This window comes from Krasilnikovia sp. MM14-A1259 (assembly GCF_047159535.1).
Taxonomy (GTDB): domain Bacteria; phylum Actinomycetota; class Actinomycetes; order Mycobacteriales; family Micromonosporaceae; genus Actinoplanes.
In genome coordinates this window covers 6,999,073-7,017,512 of sequence record NZ_BAAGAJ010000002.1, presented here as the reverse complement: position 1 = coordinate 7,017,512, position 18,440 = coordinate 6,999,073, and the positions used below count along the sequence as shown (strand labels likewise).

The following is an 18,440-nucleotide window of genomic DNA, read 5'->3' as shown; positions in this document are numbered from 1 at the left end:
GCGGCGGGCCGTTCTCGTGTGCGGCGGGTCAGACCACGACGCTGACCAGGCGACCCGGCACGACGATGACCTTCTTCGGCTCGCGGCCGGCCAGCGCCTCGGCGACCTCGGCCAGTGCCGCCGCCCGGACGTCCGCCTCCGCGGTGTCCGGGGCGACCTCGACCCGGCCACGCACCTTGCCGTTGACCTGCACCGGGTACGTGATCGACTCGGCCACCAGCTGGGCCGGGTCGGCCTGCGGGAAGTCGGCGTACGCCAGCGTGCCGTCGTGGCCCAGCCGGCGCCACAGCTCCTCCGCCAGGTGCGGGGCGAACGGCGACATCATCAGCACCAGCGGCTCCACCGCCTCGCGCGACGCCACCGGCAGCGGGGTCAGGCCGTTCGTCAGCTCGATCAGCTTGGCGATCGCGGTGTTGAACCGCAGCTCGTCCAGGTCGCCGCGGACCCCGTCGATGATCCGGTGCAGCAGCCGCCGGGTCTTGGTGTCCAGCGGCTCGTCACCGACCCGGACCGCGCCGGTCTCCTCGTCGACCACCAGGCGCCACACCCGTTGCAGGAAGCGCTGCGAGCCGACCACCGCCCGGGTCTCCCACGGCCGCGACACGTCCAGCGGGCCCATCGCCATCTCGTAGACGCGGAACGTGTCCGCGCCGTACTCGGCACACATCTCGTCCGGGGTGACCACGTTCTTCAGCGACTTGCCCATCTTGCCGTACTCGCGGAACACCTCCTGGCCGTCGTAGAAGTACTTGCCGTCGCGCTCGACGACCTCCTCGGCCGGGACGATCACCTGGCGGGCGTCGCGGAACGCGTACGCCTGGATGTAGCCCTGGTTGAACAGCTTGCGGAACGGCTCGAACGACGAGACGTGGCCCAGGTCGTGCAGCACCTTGTGCCAGAAGCGCGCGTACAGCAGGTGCAGCACGGCGTGCTCGACACCGCCGACGTACAGGTCGACGCCACCGCAGTCGCCCGGCTTGCGCGGGCCCATCCAGTAGGCCTCGTTCTCCGGGTCGACGAAGATTTTGTCGTTGTGCGGGTCCAGGTAGCGCAGCTCGTACCAGCACGAACCCGCCCACTGGGGCATCGTGTTGGTCTCCCGCGTGTAGCGCTTCGGCCCGTCGCCCAGGTCCAGCTCGACCTCGACCCACTGCTTGGCGCGCGACAGCGGGGTTTCCGGGTCGCTGTCGGCGTCGTCCGCGTCGAAGGTGCGCGGCGAGAAGTCGTCCACCTCGGGCAGTTCGACCGGCAGCATCGACTCGGGCAGGGCGATCGGCAGGCCGGTCTCGTCGTAGACGATCGGGAACGGCTCGCCCCAGTAGCGCTGGCGGCTGAACAGCCAGTCGCGCAGCCGGTAGGTGGTGGCGCCGCGGCCGTGGCCGCGCTCCTCCAGCCAGCCGATCATCGCAGCCTTGGCCTCGGGAATCCCCAGGCCGTTCAGGAACCCGCTGTTGATCGCCGGCCCTTCGCCGGTGTACGCGCCCTCGAAACCGTCCGGCGCCGTGCCGCTTCCGGCGCCTGCTCCTCCGGACGGCGCGGAGAACCCGGGCGGTTGCACCGTACGGATGATCGGCAGGTCGAAGACCTCGGCGAACGCCCAGTCCCGCTCGTCCTGGCCGGGCACCGCCATGATCGCGCCGGTGCCGTAACCGGCCAGCACGTAGTCCGCGATGAACACCGGGATCCGCGCGTCGTTGACCGGGTTGACCGCGTACGCGCCGGTGAACACGCCGGTCTTGACCTTGGCGTCGGCGGTGCGCTCCTGCTCGGATTTCGCGGCCGCCGCGGCCCGGTAGGCGGCCACGGCCTCGCCCGGGGTGGCGTGCCCGCCGGTCCACGCCGCATGGGTGCCCTCGGGCCACGCGGCCGGCACGATCGACGCGACCAGCTCGTGCTCGGGCGCCAGCACCATGTACGTGGCGCCGAACAGCGTGTCCGGCCGGGTGGTGAACACGCTGACGACCCCGTCGCCGACCAGCGGGAAGTCGACGTGGGCGCCGGTGGAGCGGCCGATCCAGTTGCGTTGCATCAGCTTGACCGGCTCGGGCCAGTCCAGCGTGTCCAGGTCCTCGACCAGCCGGTCACCGTACGCGGTGATCCGCATCATCCACTGCTTCAGGCTGCGCTGGAAGACCGGGTAGTTGCCGCGCTCGCTGCGGCCGTCCGGGGTGACCTCCTCGTTGGCCAGCACGGTGCCCAGGCCGGGGCACCAGTTGACCGGTGCCTCGCTGACGTACGCCAGGCGGAAGCCGTTGATCACCTCGCGCCGCTCGACGCCGGTCAGGGCGGACCAGGCCCGGCCGTCCGGGGTCGCCCGGGTGCCCGCCTCGAACTCGGCGATCAGGTCGTCGATCGGCCGGGCCTTGCGGGCGGCCGGGTCGTACCAGGAGTTGAAGATCTGCAGGAAGATCCACTGGGTCCACCGGTAGTAGCCGGGGTCCGTGGTGGAGAACGTGCGGCGCTCGTCGTACGCCAGGCCCAGCCGGCGCAGCTGGCCGGTGTACCGCTCGATGTTCGCCTCGGTGGTCGTACGCGGGTGCGTGCCGGTCTGCACCGCGTACTGCTCCGCGGGCAGCCCGAACGCGTCGAAGCCCATCGGGTGCAGCACGTTGAAGCCGGCCATCCGCTGGTAGCGGGTGTAGCAGTCCGTGCCGATGTAGCCCAGCGGGTGCCCGACGTGCAGCCCGGCCCCCGACGGGTACGGGAACATGTCCTGCACGTGCAGTTTCGGCGCCCCGGCGCGGGGGTGCTCGGGGTCGGCCAGCTCGCCCACCGGGTTGGGGGCGTGGAACGTGCCGTTCTCGGCCCAGTACGCCTGCCAGCGCTCCTCGATGTCGCCGGCCATCGCCGCGGTGTATCGGAACGGCGGGACGTCCGCCGTGGTGTCGGACTCGCTCATCGTCATCATCTCGTTCGCGGAAGTCGTGGACGGGGTCGGACCTGCTTCAGGGCACAAAAAAGCCCCTCACGCAGGAGGGGGCGCCGCACCGGTCGTCGGGGACGACTCAGTGCGGCCGGCTAAGGAGCAGAAACGACCGGGCCATGTGGGGATGATACCGGGTGCGGTGACGGCCGGGTATCAGGTATGCCACCGGCCCGCCCCGCTGAGTGCGGGACGGGCCGGTGAACCGTACGGATCAGGCGGAGGGGGTGCCGTAGACGGCGAGCTCCGTCGAGTCCATGAACTGGCAACCGCTGAACGGCGCGTCCGGCGTCGTGCACTTGCCGCCGTCCTGTGCCTGGGTCGACAGCATCGTGTACCGGATGAACTGCACGCCGGTCTTGCCCGCGGTCAGCGGCACCGGGTTGGCCACGTTCTGGTTGGCCGCGGTGAACTGGCCGGTGGCCGCGACGGTCCAGGTGCTGCCGTCGGCCGACGTCTCGATCCGGAACTTGCCGGTCGAGGCGCTGGCGCCGTCACCGCAGGTCGCGGTCGCGTCGAGCGTCAGCTCGGCGATGTCGACCGCGTGCGGCAGCTTGACGACCACGTTCTGGCCGTTGGCGTCCGCGACGACGTCCGAGCCCCAGCCGGAGCCGGCGGACTGGTCGAACATCTGCTTCGGGCCGCACCCGAACTCGGTGTAGTCCGGGCCGGTGAAGCTGACCACGCTGCTGCCGCCACCGGTGGCGGCCCAGTCGCGGCGCAGCGGCCAGTCGACCTTGTTGGCCCGGGCACCGACGGAGACCGTCTTGACCACGGAGTCGTACCCGGCGCCCTTCGCGAACACCTTCGGGTACGTGCCCGGCAGCACGTCACTGATCGTGTACGTGCCGTCGGCCCCCGTGGTGGCCACGTAGTCGTTGGCGAAGCCGGAGGTGTGCCCGCCGAAGCCGACGGTCGCACCGGACACGGCCGCACCGGTGTCGGTGTCGGTGACCTTGCCGGACACCGAGCCGCGCGGGGTGTTGGCCGCGGGCGGCATCGAGAAGTCCTCGACCACGTTGGCGTCGTCGCCGTCCACGGCACCGGCGAAGAAGCCCATGCCGCGGTGCGCGAACACCTTCCAGATCGTCTTCTGCAGCCGGCCGTGGTTGACCACGAGGTCGGCCTGCAGGATCGAGTTGCGCTCGTCGAGGAACGACGGGTTCGACGGGGACAGCTCCATGGCCCGGGTCACCAGGTTCTCGGCGGTGGTGCTGCCGATCGCCTTGCGCAGGTCCCACAGGGTCTGCGCCCAGATCTCGCCGTCCGCGTGCACCTCGGGCCGGCCGGCAACCTTGCCGAAGTCGCCGTACGTGTAGCCGCCCGGGCCCGCCTGCGGGGTGCCGGGGCAGGCCGCCGACGTGCTGCCGACCGAGCAGTCCAGCGCCTCGCTGCGGAACGGGCCGCCGCCGGCGACGTACTTGCCGATCTGCAGGTCGCCGTCCTTGCCGGAGTCCTTCTCCAGGCCCTGGTTCACCAGGTAGTCGGTGGCGTACCAGTCGCTCCAGGCCTCACCCATGGAGCCGGCCTGCACGGTGCCCAGCGTGGAGACGCCGTTCGCGTCGACCACGAGGCGGTTCGACAGGCCGTGGGTGTACTCGTGGAACACGATGTCGGCCTCGTCGCCGGAGTTGCTGGCGATGAACGGGTCGGTCGCGTCCTGCGGGTCTGGGAACAGGTACATCTGCATGGTCGGCGGGGTGCCGTCCGGCGGGGTGTTCATGTTCGCGTTGTCGACGTGCTGGGCGTCCGGCAGGCCGTTCGCGGTGTCGGCGCCGTCCAGGGCCTGGCCCTGCACCGCGTCGTCGTCGACCGCCTCGAAGTTGCCCGCGGCCCGGGTGAACCCGATCGGGGCGGCCTTCAGGTGGTCGTGCCAGGTGCCGAGGAAGTAGTACATCTGCACCGCGTTCTGGCCGCGGTTCTTCTGCCACGAGTACGGCACCTTCGGGTCCCAGGAGCACTGGAACGCCGCGGTGCAGCCGCCGCCGACCTGCGCGGTGAAGTTCGTGAACGGGAACTGCCAGCTGCGCTTGGCCGCCGGGGCGACCTCCTCGCTGGGGTTGGCCACGTTGTCGTCGTTGACGTCGGTGTAGACGTGCGCGATGTTGCCGGCCAGCTTCGGCGAGTTGTTCGGCAGCCACTTGCTCAGGTCGACGCTGACCTGCTTGCCGCCGGACGGGGCGCCCGGGTAGTTGGGCCAGGCCAGGCCGTTGTCCTTGGCGACCGTGCTCTGCCGGAACAGGATCGTGCCGTCCTGGGCGTCGACCACGTGGATGAAGCCGGTGTCCATCGCGATGGTCTGCCACGCCAGGCGGGGGCCGGCCGCGGTCTGGAACATGACCAGTTTCGCGGAGCCGTGGTCCGAGAACGTGGTGGTCTTCGTGGCGCCGCCGCCACGCGTGACGACCTTGGCCTTCGACGAGGCGAAGACGTTGTCGACCGCGGCGGCGCGGGCCTTCTCCGCGGTCAGCGTGGCCGCGCCCGGGGTGCTGGGCAGCGCGGCCAGCGGCGCGCCGTCGACCTGGACGAGGCGGCCGTCCTTGGCGACGTGGGCCTTGATGCCGTTGCCGAACACCGGCACGCCGTCCACGCTCTGGATGAAGCTGAGGTGGTGGGTGCCCGCGACGTCGACGTAGTCCTGGCGCAGCTGGAGCTGGTCGACCGCGGTGGCGCTGAGGCCGAAGACGTCCGAGTTCGCCTTGACGTAGCCACGGGCGACGGCCTCGGGCTTCTTGCTGCTGGCGGCGGTCAGGAAGCCGTCGAGCTTGGTGACCCGGCGCGGCGTACCCGTGGCGCGGTCCATGTCGACGATGCCCTGGACGCCGAGCTTGTCGCGCAGCTTGCGGGCCGGGCTGCCGGGCCGGGCCGCGGCGGCGAGCCGCTGCGCGGCGACGGCGCCGGTCTTCGTGGTGACCGCGGGCTTTGCGGCGGGCGGGTTCAGGAAGTCACGCGAGTCGTAGTTCTCGAGTGCCTCGCCCTTGCTCGGCTTGTCCGCGGTGCCCGCGGCGCTTCTGGGTTTGGGTGCGGCGTCCGCCTGGGCGGGGAGTAGCCCCGCGAGCAGGACGACGCCGGCGGCTGCTGCCCCCCACCGCCGGTTCAGCGACGGTGCTGACAACGGTCTCAATTCAGGCCCCTCTCGGCCGGGCTCAGGTGGGCACCGTCCGCCGAGCCTCACGCCCCCGCGCCGGAATCCACCTCGTGTCTGTGGCCAGTCGATGGGTGATGTTCATCTCCATGAGCAGAGATAACTAGACCGTTATCGAGTTCGTTACTCAGTCGATATTCGTGACTGTGAGCCGACTCTCCGTAGCATTGGGGCACTCTGCGCACACGCGCACTCACGGCACGCAGCGGGCGTTCCGGCCGTCCGAAGCAGACGGACGACCGGAACGCCCTGGTCAACTCAGCCGATGGGGGTGCCGTAGACCCCGATCTCGGTGGAGTCCACGTCCTCACACCCGCTGAACGCGCCCGGGCAGGTGCCCTGCAGGTCGGGGACCTGGGTGCCGAGCATCGTGTAACGCAGGAACTTCACACCGTTACCGCTGCCGGCGGCCAGGGCCACCGAGTTCGCCTTGCGGTCGGCCGGGGTGAAGTGGCCCTGCGAGCCCACGGTCCACGTGACGCCGTCCTTCGACGTCTCCAGCTTGTAGTCGCCGGTGGAGGCGCTGCCGCCGTCGCCGCACGTCGCGGTCGGGTTGATCGTCAGCTCCGCGATGTCGACCGCCTTCGGCAGCTCCAGCACGACCGCGCGCGGCTCGATCGCCGTGGCCCCGGTGAGCTTGGCATCGGAGACCCAGCCGGAACCCGAGGACTGGTCGAACAGCGCCGCCGGGCCACACCCGTACTTGGTGTAGTCGACGCCGTCGAACGACACGACGTGGCTGCCACCGCCGGTCGACGCCCAGTCGCGCCGCACCGCCCAGTCGGCCGCGTTGGCCCGCGCGGCCACCGACAGCGTCCGCGACTGCGTGTCGTAACCCGACGCCCGCACGAACACCTTCGGGTACGTGCCGGGCAGGATGTCGGTGATCGTGTACGTACCGTCCGCCCCGGTGGTCGCCGCGTAGTCGCCGGCGAAGCCGGACGCGTGCCCGCCGAAGCCGACGACCGCGTCGGCCAGCGGTGCCTTGGTGTCCGCGTCGGTCACCTTGCCGGACAGCGTCCCGCGCGGGGTGCCCGGCGCCGGCGGCAGGGAGAAGTCCTCGACCGGCTGGGCGTCGTCGCCGTCGATGGCACCGGCGAAGTAGCCCATGCCCCGCTTGGCGAAGACGTTCCAGATCTTGGCGCTCAGCTTGCCGCCGTTGACGATCGTGTCGGCCTGCAGGATCGAGTTGCGCTCGTCCAGGTAGGACGGGTTGGCCGGGGACAGCTCCATCGCCCGGGTGACCAGGTTCAGCGCCTGCTTGCTGCCGATCGCGGTACGCAGATCCCACAGCGTCTGCGCCCAGATCTCACCGTCGGCGTGCACCTCGGGCCGGCCCGCGACCTTGCCGAAGTCGCCGTACGTGTAGCCGCCCGCGCCCGCACCCGGGGTGCCGGCGCAGTCCGCGGCAGTGGTGCCGACCGGGCAGTCCACCGGCTCGGTGCGGATCAGGTTCTGGCCCTTGCCGACGTAGCCTCCGACGCGCAGGTCGCCGACCTTGGCGGTGTCCTTCTCCAGGCCCTGGCCCACCAGGTAGTCCAGCGCGTACCAGTCGCTCCACGCCTCGCCCATCGAGCCGGCCTGGATCGAGCCCAGCGTCGAGACGCCGTTCACGTCGACGACGAGGCGGTTCGACAGGCCGTGGGTGTACTCGTGGTACACGATGTCGGCCTCGTCGCCGGAGTTGCCCGCGATGAACGGACCACCGGGGACCGGCTGGAACAGGTACATCTGCATGACCGGCGGGGTGCCGTCCGGCAGCGTGTTCATGTTCGCGTTGTTGACGTGGTTCGCGTCGGGCAGCCCGTTGGCGACGTTCGCGCCGTCCATGGCCTGGCCCTGCACCGCGTCGTCGTCAACCGCCTCGAAGTTGCCCGCGGCCCGGGTGAACCCGATCGGGTCGGCCTTCAGGTGGTCGTGCCACGTGCCCAGGAAGTAGTAGAGCTGGGCGGCGTTCTGCTCGCGGTTCTTCTGCCACGAGTTCGGCGTCTTCGGGTCCCACGAGCACGGGTGCGCGGCATCGCAGCCGGTCTCCGCCGCCGCGGCGCTGAAGTCGCTGAACGGGTACGTGAAGCTGCCCTTGCCGGCCGGGGAGATCTCCTCGCTCGGGCTCGCCTTGTTGTCGTCGTCGACGTCGGAGTAGACGTGCGCGACGTTGCCCGCCAGCTTCGGCGAGTTGTTCGGCAGCCACTTGCCGAGCTGGACGCTGACCTGCTGGCCGCCCGCGGGCGCACCCGGGTAGTTCGGGAACGCCGACGCGCTGTCGCGCGCCACGGTGCTCTGCCGGTACAGCACGGTGCCGTCCGCGGCGTCGACGACGTGCACGTAGCCCTCGTCCACGGAGACGACCCGCCACGCCAGGCGGGGCCCGGTCGCGGTCTGGAACATCACGAGCTGGGCGTTGCCGCCGTCGGCGAACCCGGTGACCTTGGTCGGGCCGGCCGCCGCGGAGGTGACCTTGGCCTTCGAGTTGCCGAGCACGTTCTGCACGGCGGCCTCGCGGGCCTTGGCCGCGCTGAGCTTGCTGCTGCCGGCGCTGCCGGGCAGCGACGCCAGCGGGGCGCCGTCCACCTGGACGAGGCGGCCGTCCTTGGCGACGTGCGCCTTGAGGCCGTTGCCGAACACCGGCACCCCGCCCACGCTCTGGATGAAGCTGAGGTGGTGGGTGCCCGCGATGTCGACGTAATCCTGGCGCAGCTGGAGCTGGTCGATCGCGGCGGCGCTGAGGCCGAACACGTCGGCGTGCGCCTTGACGTAGTCGAGGGCGATCTTGGCCGGCTTGGCGTGGCTCGCCCCGGTCAGGAAGCCGTCGAGCTTGGCGACGCGGCGCGGCGTACCCGTGGCGTGGTCCAGGTCGACGATGCCCTGCAGGCCGAGCTGATCACGCAGGTTGCGCGACGGGCTGCCCGGCTTGGCCGCGGCGGCCAGGCGCTTGGCGGCGAGGCCCGCGGCCTCGCCCGTCACGGTGGGCCGGGCCGGCGCGGTCAGCGCGGCCCGGGAGTCGTAGTTGGCGAGTTCCTCGCCCTTGGCGGCGGTCTGTCCGGTGGCGCCGACGGCGTTCCGGGGTTTCGGTGCGGCATGCGCCTGCGCGGGGAGTAGCCCCGCGAGCAGGACGACGCCTGCGGCTGCTGCCCCCCACCGCCGGTTCAGCGACGGTGCTGACAACGGTTTCATTCAAGGCCCCTCTCGGCCGGGCTCAGGTGGTCCCGCCCGCCGAGTCCCAACCCCCGCGCCGGATCCCCACCCCACGTCTTGTGGCCCGTGGATGGGACGATCATGGAGATCGGCAAATATAACTAGACCGATGTTCCATTCTTTACTCAGTCGATATGCGTGTCCGTTGGATCACTGTCCGTAAGGGGCCCGTTCGACCGGGTCGGTGATGTGTCGCGGCCGGGATAACCTGTGAGAACGGGCGGCGAGCGCCGGAGGCCTACGGACCGCCGGCCGCCCGCGAACCTTCGGGTCCTTTCCTGCGTAAGGCACGGGGAGGCCATGAACGCACTTGGAGGAGACCCGTTGACAACGCCATCCTGGGACCAGCCCGGCGGCCCGCTGTCGAGCGACGAGTTCCGCGCCGCCAGCGAAGCCATCATGGCCAACATCGAACAGGTCATCGAGGGCAAAAGCGCGACGGTCCGGCTGGCGCTCGCCGTACTCCTGGCGGAGGGCCACCTGCTGATCGAGGACGTGCCCGGCGTCGGCAAGACGAAACTCGCCAAAGCGCTCGCCCGCTCCATCGACTGTTCCGTACGGCGCATCCAGTTCACCCCGGACCTGCTGCCCAGTGACGTCACGGGCGTCAGCGTGTACAACCAGGAAACTCGGGACTTCGAGTTCAAACCGGGCGCGGTCTTCGCCAACCTCGTGGTCGGCGACGAGATCAACCGGGCCTCGCCCAAGACCCAGTCCGCCCTGCTGGAGTGCATGGAGGAGCGGCAGGTCACGGTCGACGGCACCACGTACGAGCTGCAGTCGCCGTTCATGGTCATCGCCACCCAGAACCCGATGGAGATGGAGGGCACGTACCCGCTGCCCGAGGCACAGCGCGACCGGTTCACCGCCCGCATCGCGATGGGCTACCCGGACCCGCGCGCCGAGCTGGCCATGCTCGGCGGCCACGGCGCCGTGGACCCGCTCAACAGCCTGCGCCCGGTCGCCGACGCCGCCCTGGTGCGCCGCCTCATCGCCACGGTGCGCGGCGTGCACGCCGCCGACGCGGTCCAGCAGTACGCGATCGCGCTGGTCACCGCGACCCGGGAGGCCCCCGAGATCCGCCTGGGCGCCTCGCCCCGGTGCACCCTGCAGCTGCTGCGCACCGCCAAGGCGGTCGCCGCCCTGGAGGGCCGCGACTACGTGCTGCCCGACGACCTGCAGGCGCTGGCCGTCCCGGTGCTCGCGCACCGCATCATCCCCACCGCGGACGCCCAGCTCAACCGGCGCACCACGGACGCGATCGTGGCCGAGATCGTGCACCGGCTGCCGTTGCCGCACGACCGGGCCCGCTCGCCGTACGACACCCGCGCGGCGGGCGACGGGCGGGCGAATTTCGACTCCCGGGGGCGATGACCATGCGGGAGGCCCTGCGGGGCTTGACCACCCGGGGTCGCTCGTTCCTGGCCGCCGCGGCGGCCGCGACGGTCTCCGCGTTCGTGCTGGGCGAGCGGGACCTGCTGCGCGTGGCGGTACTGCTGGCGGCGCTGCCGCTGCTGGCCGCGATGTACGTCGGGCGCAGCCGGTACAAGCTGGCGTGCACCCGTTCGCTGGACCCGGGCCGCACGCCGGTCGGCACCAGCGCCCGGGTCATCCTGCGCCTGCAGAACCTGTCCCGGCTGCCGACCGGCACGCTGCTGCTGGAGGACCGCCTGCCGTACGCGCTGGGCAGCCGCCCCCGGGTGGTGCTGGAACGCCTCGGCGCGCACCAGGCCAGCTCGGTGGCGTACACGGTGCGCGCCGACGTGCGCGGCCGGTACGCGATCGGCCCGCTGGTGATCCGGCTGACCGACCCGTTCGGGCTGTGCGAGCTGGAACGCTCGTTCCCCAGCGTCGACAAGCTCACCGTGATCCCGCAGGTCGTGGCACTGCCCGCGGTGCGGCTCGCGGGCGAGTACAACGGCACCGGGGAGAGCCGGGCCCGGTCCGTGGCGGTGCACGGCGAGGACGACGCCGCCACCCGCGAGTACCGGCGCGGCGACGACCTGCGCCGGGTGCACTGGCGTTCCACCGCCCGTACCGGGGAGCTGATGGTGCGCCGCGAGGAGCAGCCCTGGGAGAGCCGCGCCACGGTCGTGCTGGACACCCGGCTGTACGCCCACCGCGGCGAGGGACCGACCGCCAGCTTCGAGTGGGCGGTCTCCGCCGCCGCCAGCATCGCGGTGCACCTGCGCCAGAACGGGTACAAACTGCGCCTGGTCACCGGTTCCGGGGTCGACGTCGACGCGGTCGAGGCCGGCGGCGAGGGGATCATCCTGGACACCCTGGCCGACGTCGCCCTGACCCAGAGCGGTGACATCACGACGCTGGTCGAGCAGGTCCGCCGCCGCTCCGACGGCGGCCTGGTGATCGGCCTGTTCGGGGCGCTGACCGTGGCCGAGGCGGAAGTGCTCAGCGGGCTGCGCGGCAACGGCGCCACCTGCATCGGCTTCCCGATCGACAGCTCCACCTGGGAAAGCATGAACGAGACGGACCGCGCCGAGGCCGACAAGGCCCACGCCGCGGCGGCCCTGGCGCTGGTGCGCAGCGGATGGCGTTCGGTGCCCGTGACGCACGGCGAGGCGCTGCCCTCGCTGTGGCCGGCCACCGCCCGCGGGTCTCAGGGCTTCGCCTGGCGCGCCGCGATGGCCGAAACCGTGGCCGGGGGCGTGCGATGACCGGGCACCGCCGGCTCGGCATCGTCGCGGCCACCGCCACGCTGCTGGCCGCCGCGCCACTGTCGGCGATCTTCGCCGGGTGGACCTGGCTGATGCAGTGCGTGCTGATCGTCGCGCTCATCGCGGGTGCGGCGGTGCTGGCCCGTACGCTGCGGTTCCCCACCTGGGCGCAGGCGCTGAGCATGATCACGGTGTGGCTGCTGGTGCTCACGTGGATGTTCCCCAGCGGCGAGGAACTGCTGTCGCTGGTGCCGACGCCGGAGACGTTCGAGCACTTCGGCCGGCTGTTCACCGAGGCCGGCAACGACACCCGGGCGTACGCCGTGCCCGTCCCCGACCTCGACGGCCTGCTGTTCGTCACGGTGCTGGGCATCGGGGCGGTGGCCATCGCGGTCGACCTCATCACGGTCGTCATGCGCCGCCCCGCCCTGGCCGGGCTGCCCATGCTCGCCATCTACTCCGTGCCCGTCGCGGTGTACGTCGACAGTGTGCCGGTGCTGCCGTTCATCATCGGCGCGGCCGGCTTCCTGTGGCTGCTCGTGGCCGACAACGTCGACCGGGTGCGCCGGTTCGGGCGCCGGTTCACCGGCGACGGGCGCGACGTCGACGTGTGGGAGCCGTCGCCGCTGGCCGCCGCGGGCCGCCGCCTCGCCGTCATCGGCGTGGCCGCCGCGGTCCTGCTGCCGCTGGCCGTACCCGGGCTGACCACCGGGCTGCTGTCGCGGCTGACCCAGACCGGGGCGGGCGCCGGCTCGGGCGGGTTCGGCCCCGGCAACGGCCGGGTCAACCTGTTCGCGTCGTTGAGCGGGCAGCTCGTCCAGAACAGCACCACCGAGATGGTGCGGGTCACCACCACCGAGCAGGACCCGTTCTACCTCCGTTTCGGGGTCGCGGACGTGGTGACCGACCAGGGCTTCACGAACCGCTCCCCCAGCGGCAAGGCGGTCGCGAAGGGGCTGCCGGACCCGCGCGAGGACGACGCCACCGACGTCCCGTCGTACCAGCGGTACCACGCCACGGTGCAGGTCACGAACAACCTCAACATGCCGCTCGCGCCGGTCTACTCGACCGTCGTCGACACCGACAAGCTCGACGGCGGCTGGTCGTACGACCCGGCCATGCAGGTCTTCTACTCGAACCGGACGACGACCAAGGGCAAGAAGTACTCCTTCGACTACGTCCGTTCCCGCCCCACCCCGGCGCTGCTGCGTACCGCCACGTCGTTGGGCCGCGACAACCCGCTGCGCACGGAGTACACCACGGTCCCCCGCGACGACCAGGTCGCGAAGCTGGTCACCAAGCTGATCAAGGGCCAGCGCACCGACTACGACAAGACGATGGCGATCTACAAGCACTTCTCCCGGGAGAACGGCTTCGTCTACAGCTTGCAGACCCAGACCGGCACGTCCGGCTCCGACATCGCCACGTTCCTCAAGAACAAGGTCGGCTTCTGCCAGCAGTACGCGGCCGCGATGGCGTGGATGGCCCGGCAGGCCGGGGTGCCCGCGCGGGTCGCGTTCGGCTTCACCCGCGGCGGCACCCGCGACGGCGACACGTACGTGCTGACCAACCGGAACCTGCACGCCTGGACCGAGGTGTACTTCAAGGGCTTCGGCTGGGTGCCGTTCGACGCCACGCCCGCGGCCGGGGTGACCGGCTCCAGCCGTACGGACTGGGCGCCCGACGTCGACCGCCCCACCGCCACCGCCTCCGCGTCGAGCTCGGCGGCCGCGCCCGGGGTGAACCCGTCCAGCGGCAAGGAGGACGTCGACCGCAAGGGCCGCAGCCAGATCGACAAGGACCCGGGCACGGTCGGCGCGACCCCACCGGATTCCGGCCCCTCGACGCCGCTGTGGGTGATCGCCGCCGTGGCCCTGGTCGTCGCGCTGCTGCTGGTGCCCGCGACGCTGCGCGCCCTGCGGCGCCGCCGTCGCCACCACGCCACGGTCGCCCCGCAACCGGCCGTCGCAGCGAACGCCGGACCGCCGGGATCACCCGAGGTCACGGTCACCACGGAGACCGTACGGGCCCGCGAGGACGCGCACGCGGCGTGGGACGAACTGGTCGACACGATGATCGACTACCGGGTTCCGGTGGACCCCACGGAAACTCCGCGGGTCACCGCGGGTCGGCTGGTCCGCGACGCCACGCTCACCGGGGTCCCGGCCGACTCGGCCACGCTGCTCGGCCGCGCCGAGGAACGCGCCCGGTACGCCCGCCAGCCCTTGCAGGGCGGCGAGCTGACCGACGCGCTCGGCCACGTCCGCAAGGGGCTGGCCCGCAGCGCCGGGCGGCGTACCCGGATCGCCGCGGTGCTGCTGCCGCCCTCGGTCCTGCTGCGCTGGCGGCTGGGGATGGCGGACCGGTCGGCACGCTGGATCAGTGCACTCGGGCGGGGCCGCGAAGCGGTGTCCCGGTTCAGCCCACGCCGCTTGCTGGCCGGACGCGCCCGCTGACGTGACGCCCGCCCGGTCCGCCCCGCATCAGCGGTCCGGCGAATCGGCCACGAACGTCGGCGGGATGCGTGCGTGGGTACAGCAAATGCGGTGGCCGTAGCGGCCACCGCAGGATGATGCGGACGAAAAAGGCGATGGCGGCCGCAATGGCCGCCATATCGTCGCCCGCTGCCGGTCAGCGCGTCAGCGGTGACCCTCCGGCCGCTGGCGCCAGCGGTCCTCCAGGCGGTCGAGGAAGCCCGCCTTGCGGGCCTGCCGGGTGCGACGGCTGGCGCTGCCGCCGACGGCGTGCAGGTCGGGGGCCTGCCCCTTGCGACGCGACTGCATCGCGTACGCGGCCGCGCCGAGCATGACGACGAACCCGGCCACGCCGAGCGGCGTGTTGCTGCTCACCGTGCCGTAGACGACCAACGCGAGGCCGGCGACGATCACGAACGCGGCGACCAGGATCCGGCGCCGTGCGTGGAAACGCGGGTCACTGGCCCGCACGGCCGAGGCGAATTTGGGGTCCTCGGCAAGCGACCGCTCGATCTGATCGAACAGCCGCTGCTCGTGCTCCGAGAGCGGCACGGCATTCCTCCCCGGGCGCATGTCCGGCCCCCAGGCGGGGTCGGGGGTACTGCAGTATGACCGGCAGGCAAGGTGCCCCGGACAACTGAGTGTGACCGATGACTCAAGACAGCCGTTCGGCTGCCTTCCTTCGAGTCTACGAGGGGGTTGGCGGGTCGGAAAGCGGGACGACCGTCGAGTAGGGGTGATTTTCGGTCCGCCGAAGATCGGTTCGTCCCAAAAGACTGGCTGGACCGACGATCCCGGCCCCGAACCGGGCCGCGGCGGCATCCGCGGCGGTCTCCGCCTCCCGCCAGCCGCGCTCCGGCTCACCCAGTGTGAGCTGCCGTGACGCGGTCGCGGCCGGGGCCAGCCCGGTCACCCGCACGCCGATGAGCCGGATCTGCTCGGTCGCCCCGTACGCATCGAACAACGCCCATGCGGTCGCGAAGATCTCCCGCGCCACATCCGTGGCGGATGGGATCGTGCGGGACCGGCTCACCGTCCGGAAGTCGGCCAGCCGGACCTTGATCGACACCGTGTGGCCGACCACCCCGGCCGCCCGTAGCCGCACCGCCACCTTGTCGGCGAGCGCGAGCAGGCTCCGCCGGATCACCGCCGGATCGGACACGTCCGTGTCGTACGTCAGCTCGGCGCCGATCGACTTCTCCACCTGCTCGGGCTCGACCCGGCGGGGATCCCGCCCCCACGACAGCTCGTGCAGATGCGCCGAGGCGGCCTCCCCCACCGCCCGGCGCAGCATGCCCAGCGGCGCCCGGGCCAGCTCACCGACCGTGGACAGGCCCAGGCGGCGCAGCGTCTCGGCGGCCCGCTCGCCGACGCCCCACAGCGCGTCGACCGGCAGGGGATGCAGGAAATCCAGCACGAGGGCCTGCGGAACGACGATCATCCCGTCCGGTTTGGCGCGGGTCGAACCCAGCTTGGCCACGAACTTGCTCGGCGCGACCCCCACCGAGCAGGTGAGCTGCTGCTCCTCCTGGACCCGCGCGCGGATCCGGCGGGCGATGGCGGCCGGGCGCCCCAGCAGCCGCCGCGCGCCCGCCACGTCGAGGAACGCCTCATCCAGCGACAGCGGCTCGACCAGCGGCGTGACATCGCGGAAGATGCTCATCACCGCCCGCGACGCCGCCGAGTAGGCCGCGAAATCCGGCGGCAGGAACACCGCGTGCGGGCAGAGCGCGCGGGCCCGCGCCGAGGGCATCGCGCTGCGCACCCCGAACCGCCGCGCCTCGTAGCTGGCGGAGCTCACCACCCCGCGCGGGCCCACCCCACCGACCACCACGGCCTTGCCGTGCAGCTCGGGACGGCGGCGGACCTCGACCGAGGCGAAGAACGCATCCATGTCGACGTGCAGCACCGGGCAGCCCGCATCGTCGGCCGCCGGGCCGAAACGCGGGTCCCGCCCGCCGCTGCGCATCGCCTGACTGCGTCCCACGCCGCGAAACCTAACCGCCGGGTACGACAAGAACCGCGGCCCGGCCTCAGCGGACGATCAGCAGCGGCACGGTCATCTCGGCGGCGGTGACCGAGCCGTGGTACGCCACCAGCCGGCCCACGATCGGCGGCTCCCACCCGGACGCCACCACGACCGTACGGTCCAGGCAGACCACCACGACGTCGCCGATGCGTCCGGCGTGCCCCGGCGGCACCGGGCCGAACCAGCCCTGCCCGATCGCCTCGTCGCGGGTCAGCACCCAGGCCCGCTCGCCCAGCCGTTCGCGCCAGGCGGCGGCCACGTCGTCGCGAGCGCCGTCCGCGGTGTGCAGGTAACGCACCCGCGGCTCCCCCGCCACGGCGGTCACACCGTCGGTCAGCGCCGGGTCGTCCGCCAGATCCACCCGGCCGTCCGCGGGCACGTTGAGCTGCCCGTGATCCGCGGTGACCAGCAGCGCGGCACCTGGCGGCAGACCCGTGACGAGGCGATCGAGCAGCTCGTCGACCCCGCGCGCCGCGGCCCGCCAGGACGGTGAGTCCACCCCGTCCTCGTGCCCGGCCTTGTCCAGGTCGGGGTGGTATCCGTACACCAGCGCCGGGCCACGTCCGGCGCGCAGCGCGGCGAGCATGCGGTCGGCCAGTGTGGGGTGGTCGGCGGCGCCGGCGAACACCGCACCCCGGTTCGCGGACACGGTGAGCCCGCTGCCCTCGAACTCCGGCCGGGTCACCGCGGTCACCGCCACGCCGGCCGCCGCGGCGGCCTCCAGCCGGGTCGGCACCGGCTGCCAGTCGCGCGGGTCCGGGTCGTCGTCCCAGTGGATGTGGTTGAGGATGCCGCCGTCGGGTTTGCGTACGGTGAAACCGAGGATCCCGTGCGCGCCCGGCGGCGTGCCCGCGCCCAGGGTGACCAGGCTGACCGGGGTGGTGGACGGGAACCCGCAGGTCAGCGTCCGCACCCGGTCGGGGCCACCGGCGGCCAGGCCGGCCAGCGTCGGCGCGTGCGGCGCCATCACCGGAAACTGGTACGCGCCGAGACCGTCGACGAGCAGCACCGCGATCCGGTCCACCCCGGCCAGGTGCGCGCCAAGGTCGAGCACGTCCGCGGCACCGGGCACCCCGAGCAGCGCGCACACGCCGGGCAGCAGGTCGGCCAGGCTGCCCGTGCCGTACGCGGGCCAGACCGGCGTCAGCGCCCCGGCGGGCAGGTGGTCCGCGGGCACGACCAGCGGCGCGCGGCCCTCGGTCACGGGCGCCGGGCGAACACGTGCAACTGGGCGGCGATGTCGCGGAACGGTGGCTGGGTCGCCAGGGACGACTCCAGGTCCAGCAGCAACTGCGGGTCGGACTCGACGACCGCGGCGGGCAGCAGGTCGGCGAGCACCCGTACGCCGTGGACCTCCTCGACCGTCAGGCCCGCAGCCGTGAGCAGCGCCGCTGCGCTCGTGGCGTCGTAGCGGCGCCGCAGTGTGTCGCGCGCTCCGGCGCGCCCGTCCGGGTCGTCGAGCAGGGCGGCCGCCGCGGACAGGTGCCCGTTGATCGCCCGGCCCAGCACGGCCGCCGCCCGCCCGGCGACCAGCAGGCTGAGCGCACCGCCGGGCCGCAACGCGGCCGTGATCGCCGCGACCACCTCGGCGGGATCGTCGACCACCTCCAGGACGGCATGGCACAGGATCAGGTCGATGCTGCCCGGCGCGACCAGGCCACCGAGCGCGTCGCCGTCGCCCTGCACCGCGCGGACCCGGTCGGCGACGCCCGCGTCGGCGGCGCGGCGGTCCAGCGCGGCCAGCGCGTCCGGGCTGGCGTCGACGACCGTGACCCGGTGCCCCGCCTCGGCCAGTGGCACCGCGAAGCCGCCGGTGCCGCCGCCGACGTCGAGCACGGTCAGTTCGCGGCCGCCCTGGCGCTGCTGTTCCCGGCGCAGCACCTGCCAGACCGCAGCGGTACGGGCGGTGACGATGGGCCGGGCCGGGCGCGTCGATGTGCTGTCCACCCGGGCAGCGTATCGGCCACGGGCAGCCCTCGCCCGGGTCGCGCGCCGGGAC

At 72.3% G+C, this 18,440-nt stretch carries 10 protein-coding genes; 3 read left to right on the top strand and 7 right to left on the bottom strand.

The window, feature by feature from the left end; all coding sequences use genetic code 11:
* Positions 1-28: 28 nt before the first annotated feature.
* From leuS to ACMCNK_RS31975, 3 genes are all read right to left on the bottom strand, one after another.
* Positions 29-2,899, bottom strand: a complete 2,871-nt coding sequence (leuS, locus tag ACMCNK_RS31985; protein WP_412740055.1) for a leucine--tRNA ligase — start codon at positions 2,897-2,899, stop codon at positions 29-31.
* 238 nt (positions 2,900-3,137) lie between these two features.
* Positions 3,138-6,047, bottom strand: a complete 2,910-nt coding sequence (locus ACMCNK_RS31980; protein ID WP_412740054.1) for a M36 family metallopeptidase — start codon at positions 6,045-6,047, stop codon at positions 3,138-3,140.
* A 279-nt stretch (positions 6,048-6,326) separates the two neighbouring features.
* Positions 6,327-9,242: a M36 family metallopeptidase gene (locus tag ACMCNK_RS31975; RefSeq protein WP_412740053.1), complete on the bottom strand. Its 2,916-nt coding sequence runs from the start codon at positions 9,240-9,242 to the stop codon at positions 6,327-6,329.
* Positions 9,243-9,662: 420 nt separating this feature from the next.
* Here ACMCNK_RS31975 and ACMCNK_RS31970 point away from each other — a divergent pair, with 420 nt between their 5' ends.
* From ACMCNK_RS31970 to ACMCNK_RS31960, 3 genes are read left to right on the top strand one after another with little or no spacing between them, the layout of a single operon-like run.
* Positions 9,663-10,637 (top strand): AAA family ATPase, encoded by a 975-nt coding sequence (locus tag ACMCNK_RS31970; RefSeq protein WP_412741050.1) that lies wholly within the window; start codon positions 9,663-9,665, stop codon positions 10,635-10,637.
* A 2-nt stretch (positions 10,638-10,639) separates the two neighbouring features.
* Positions 10,640-11,938 carry a DUF58 domain-containing protein gene (locus ACMCNK_RS31965; protein ID WP_412741049.1) on the top strand — a complete coding sequence of 433 codons (1,299 nt, stop codon included), beginning with the start codon at positions 10,640-10,642 and terminating at the stop codon, positions 11,936-11,938.
* Positions 11,935-14,394 carry a DUF3488 and DUF4129 domain-containing transglutaminase family protein gene (locus ACMCNK_RS31960; protein WP_412740052.1) on the top strand — a complete coding sequence of 820 codons (2,460 nt, stop codon included), beginning with the start codon at positions 11,935-11,937 and terminating at the stop codon, positions 14,392-14,394. Before ACMCNK_RS31965 ends, ACMCNK_RS31960 begins: the two co-directional genes overlap by 4 nt.
* A 183-nt stretch (positions 14,395-14,577) precedes the next feature.
* Here the strand turns inward: ACMCNK_RS31960 and ACMCNK_RS31955 are convergent, their stop codons facing one another.
* The 4 genes from ACMCNK_RS31955 to ACMCNK_RS31940 all read right to left on the bottom strand — a co-directional run bounded on the left by ACMCNK_RS31955 (position 14,578) and on the right by ACMCNK_RS31940 (position 18,388).
* Positions 14,578-14,964: a DUF3040 domain-containing protein gene (locus ACMCNK_RS31955; protein ID WP_412740051.1), complete on the bottom strand. Its 387-nt coding sequence runs from the start codon at positions 14,962-14,964 to the stop codon at positions 14,578-14,580.
* A 136-nt stretch (positions 14,965-15,100) separates the two neighbouring features.
* Positions 15,101-16,399, bottom strand: coding sequence for a DNA polymerase IV (locus ACMCNK_RS31950; protein ID WP_412740050.1), 1,299 nt, complete (start codon positions 16,397-16,399; stop codon positions 15,101-15,103).
* A 46-nt stretch (positions 16,400-16,445) separates the two neighbouring features.
* On the bottom strand, positions 16,446-17,645 hold the full coding sequence (locus ACMCNK_RS31945; protein ID WP_412740049.1) for an alkaline phosphatase family protein: 1,200 nt from the start codon (positions 17,643-17,645) through the stop codon (positions 16,446-16,448).
* Positions 17,642-18,388 carry a methyltransferase domain-containing protein gene (locus tag ACMCNK_RS31940; RefSeq protein WP_412740048.1) on the bottom strand — a complete coding sequence of 249 codons (747 nt, stop codon included), beginning with the start codon at positions 18,386-18,388 and terminating at the stop codon, positions 17,642-17,644. The genes ACMCNK_RS31945 and ACMCNK_RS31940 overlap by 4 nt, the downstream gene beginning before the upstream one ends.
* Positions 18,389-18,440: the final 52 nt, after the last annotated feature.

Coding starts and splice junctions, on each gene's coding strand:
- leuS (WP_412740055.1), bottom strand. CDS start 2,899: ATGAGCGAGTCCGACACCACGGCGGACGTCCCGCCGTTCCGATACACC.
- ACMCNK_RS31975 (WP_412740053.1), bottom strand. CDS start 9,242: ATGAAACCGTTGTCAGCACCGTCGCTGAACCGGCGGTGGGGGGCAGCA.
- ACMCNK_RS31970 (WP_412741050.1), top strand. CDS start 9,663: ATGGCCAACATCGAACAGGTCATCGAGGGCAAAAGCGCGACGGTCCGG.
- ACMCNK_RS31965 (WP_412741049.1), top strand. CDS start 10,640: ATGCGGGAGGCCCTGCGGGGCTTGACCACCCGGGGTCGCTCGTTCCTG.
- ACMCNK_RS31960 (WP_412740052.1), top strand. CDS start 11,935: ATGACCGGGCACCGCCGGCTCGGCATCGTCGCGGCCACCGCCACGCTG.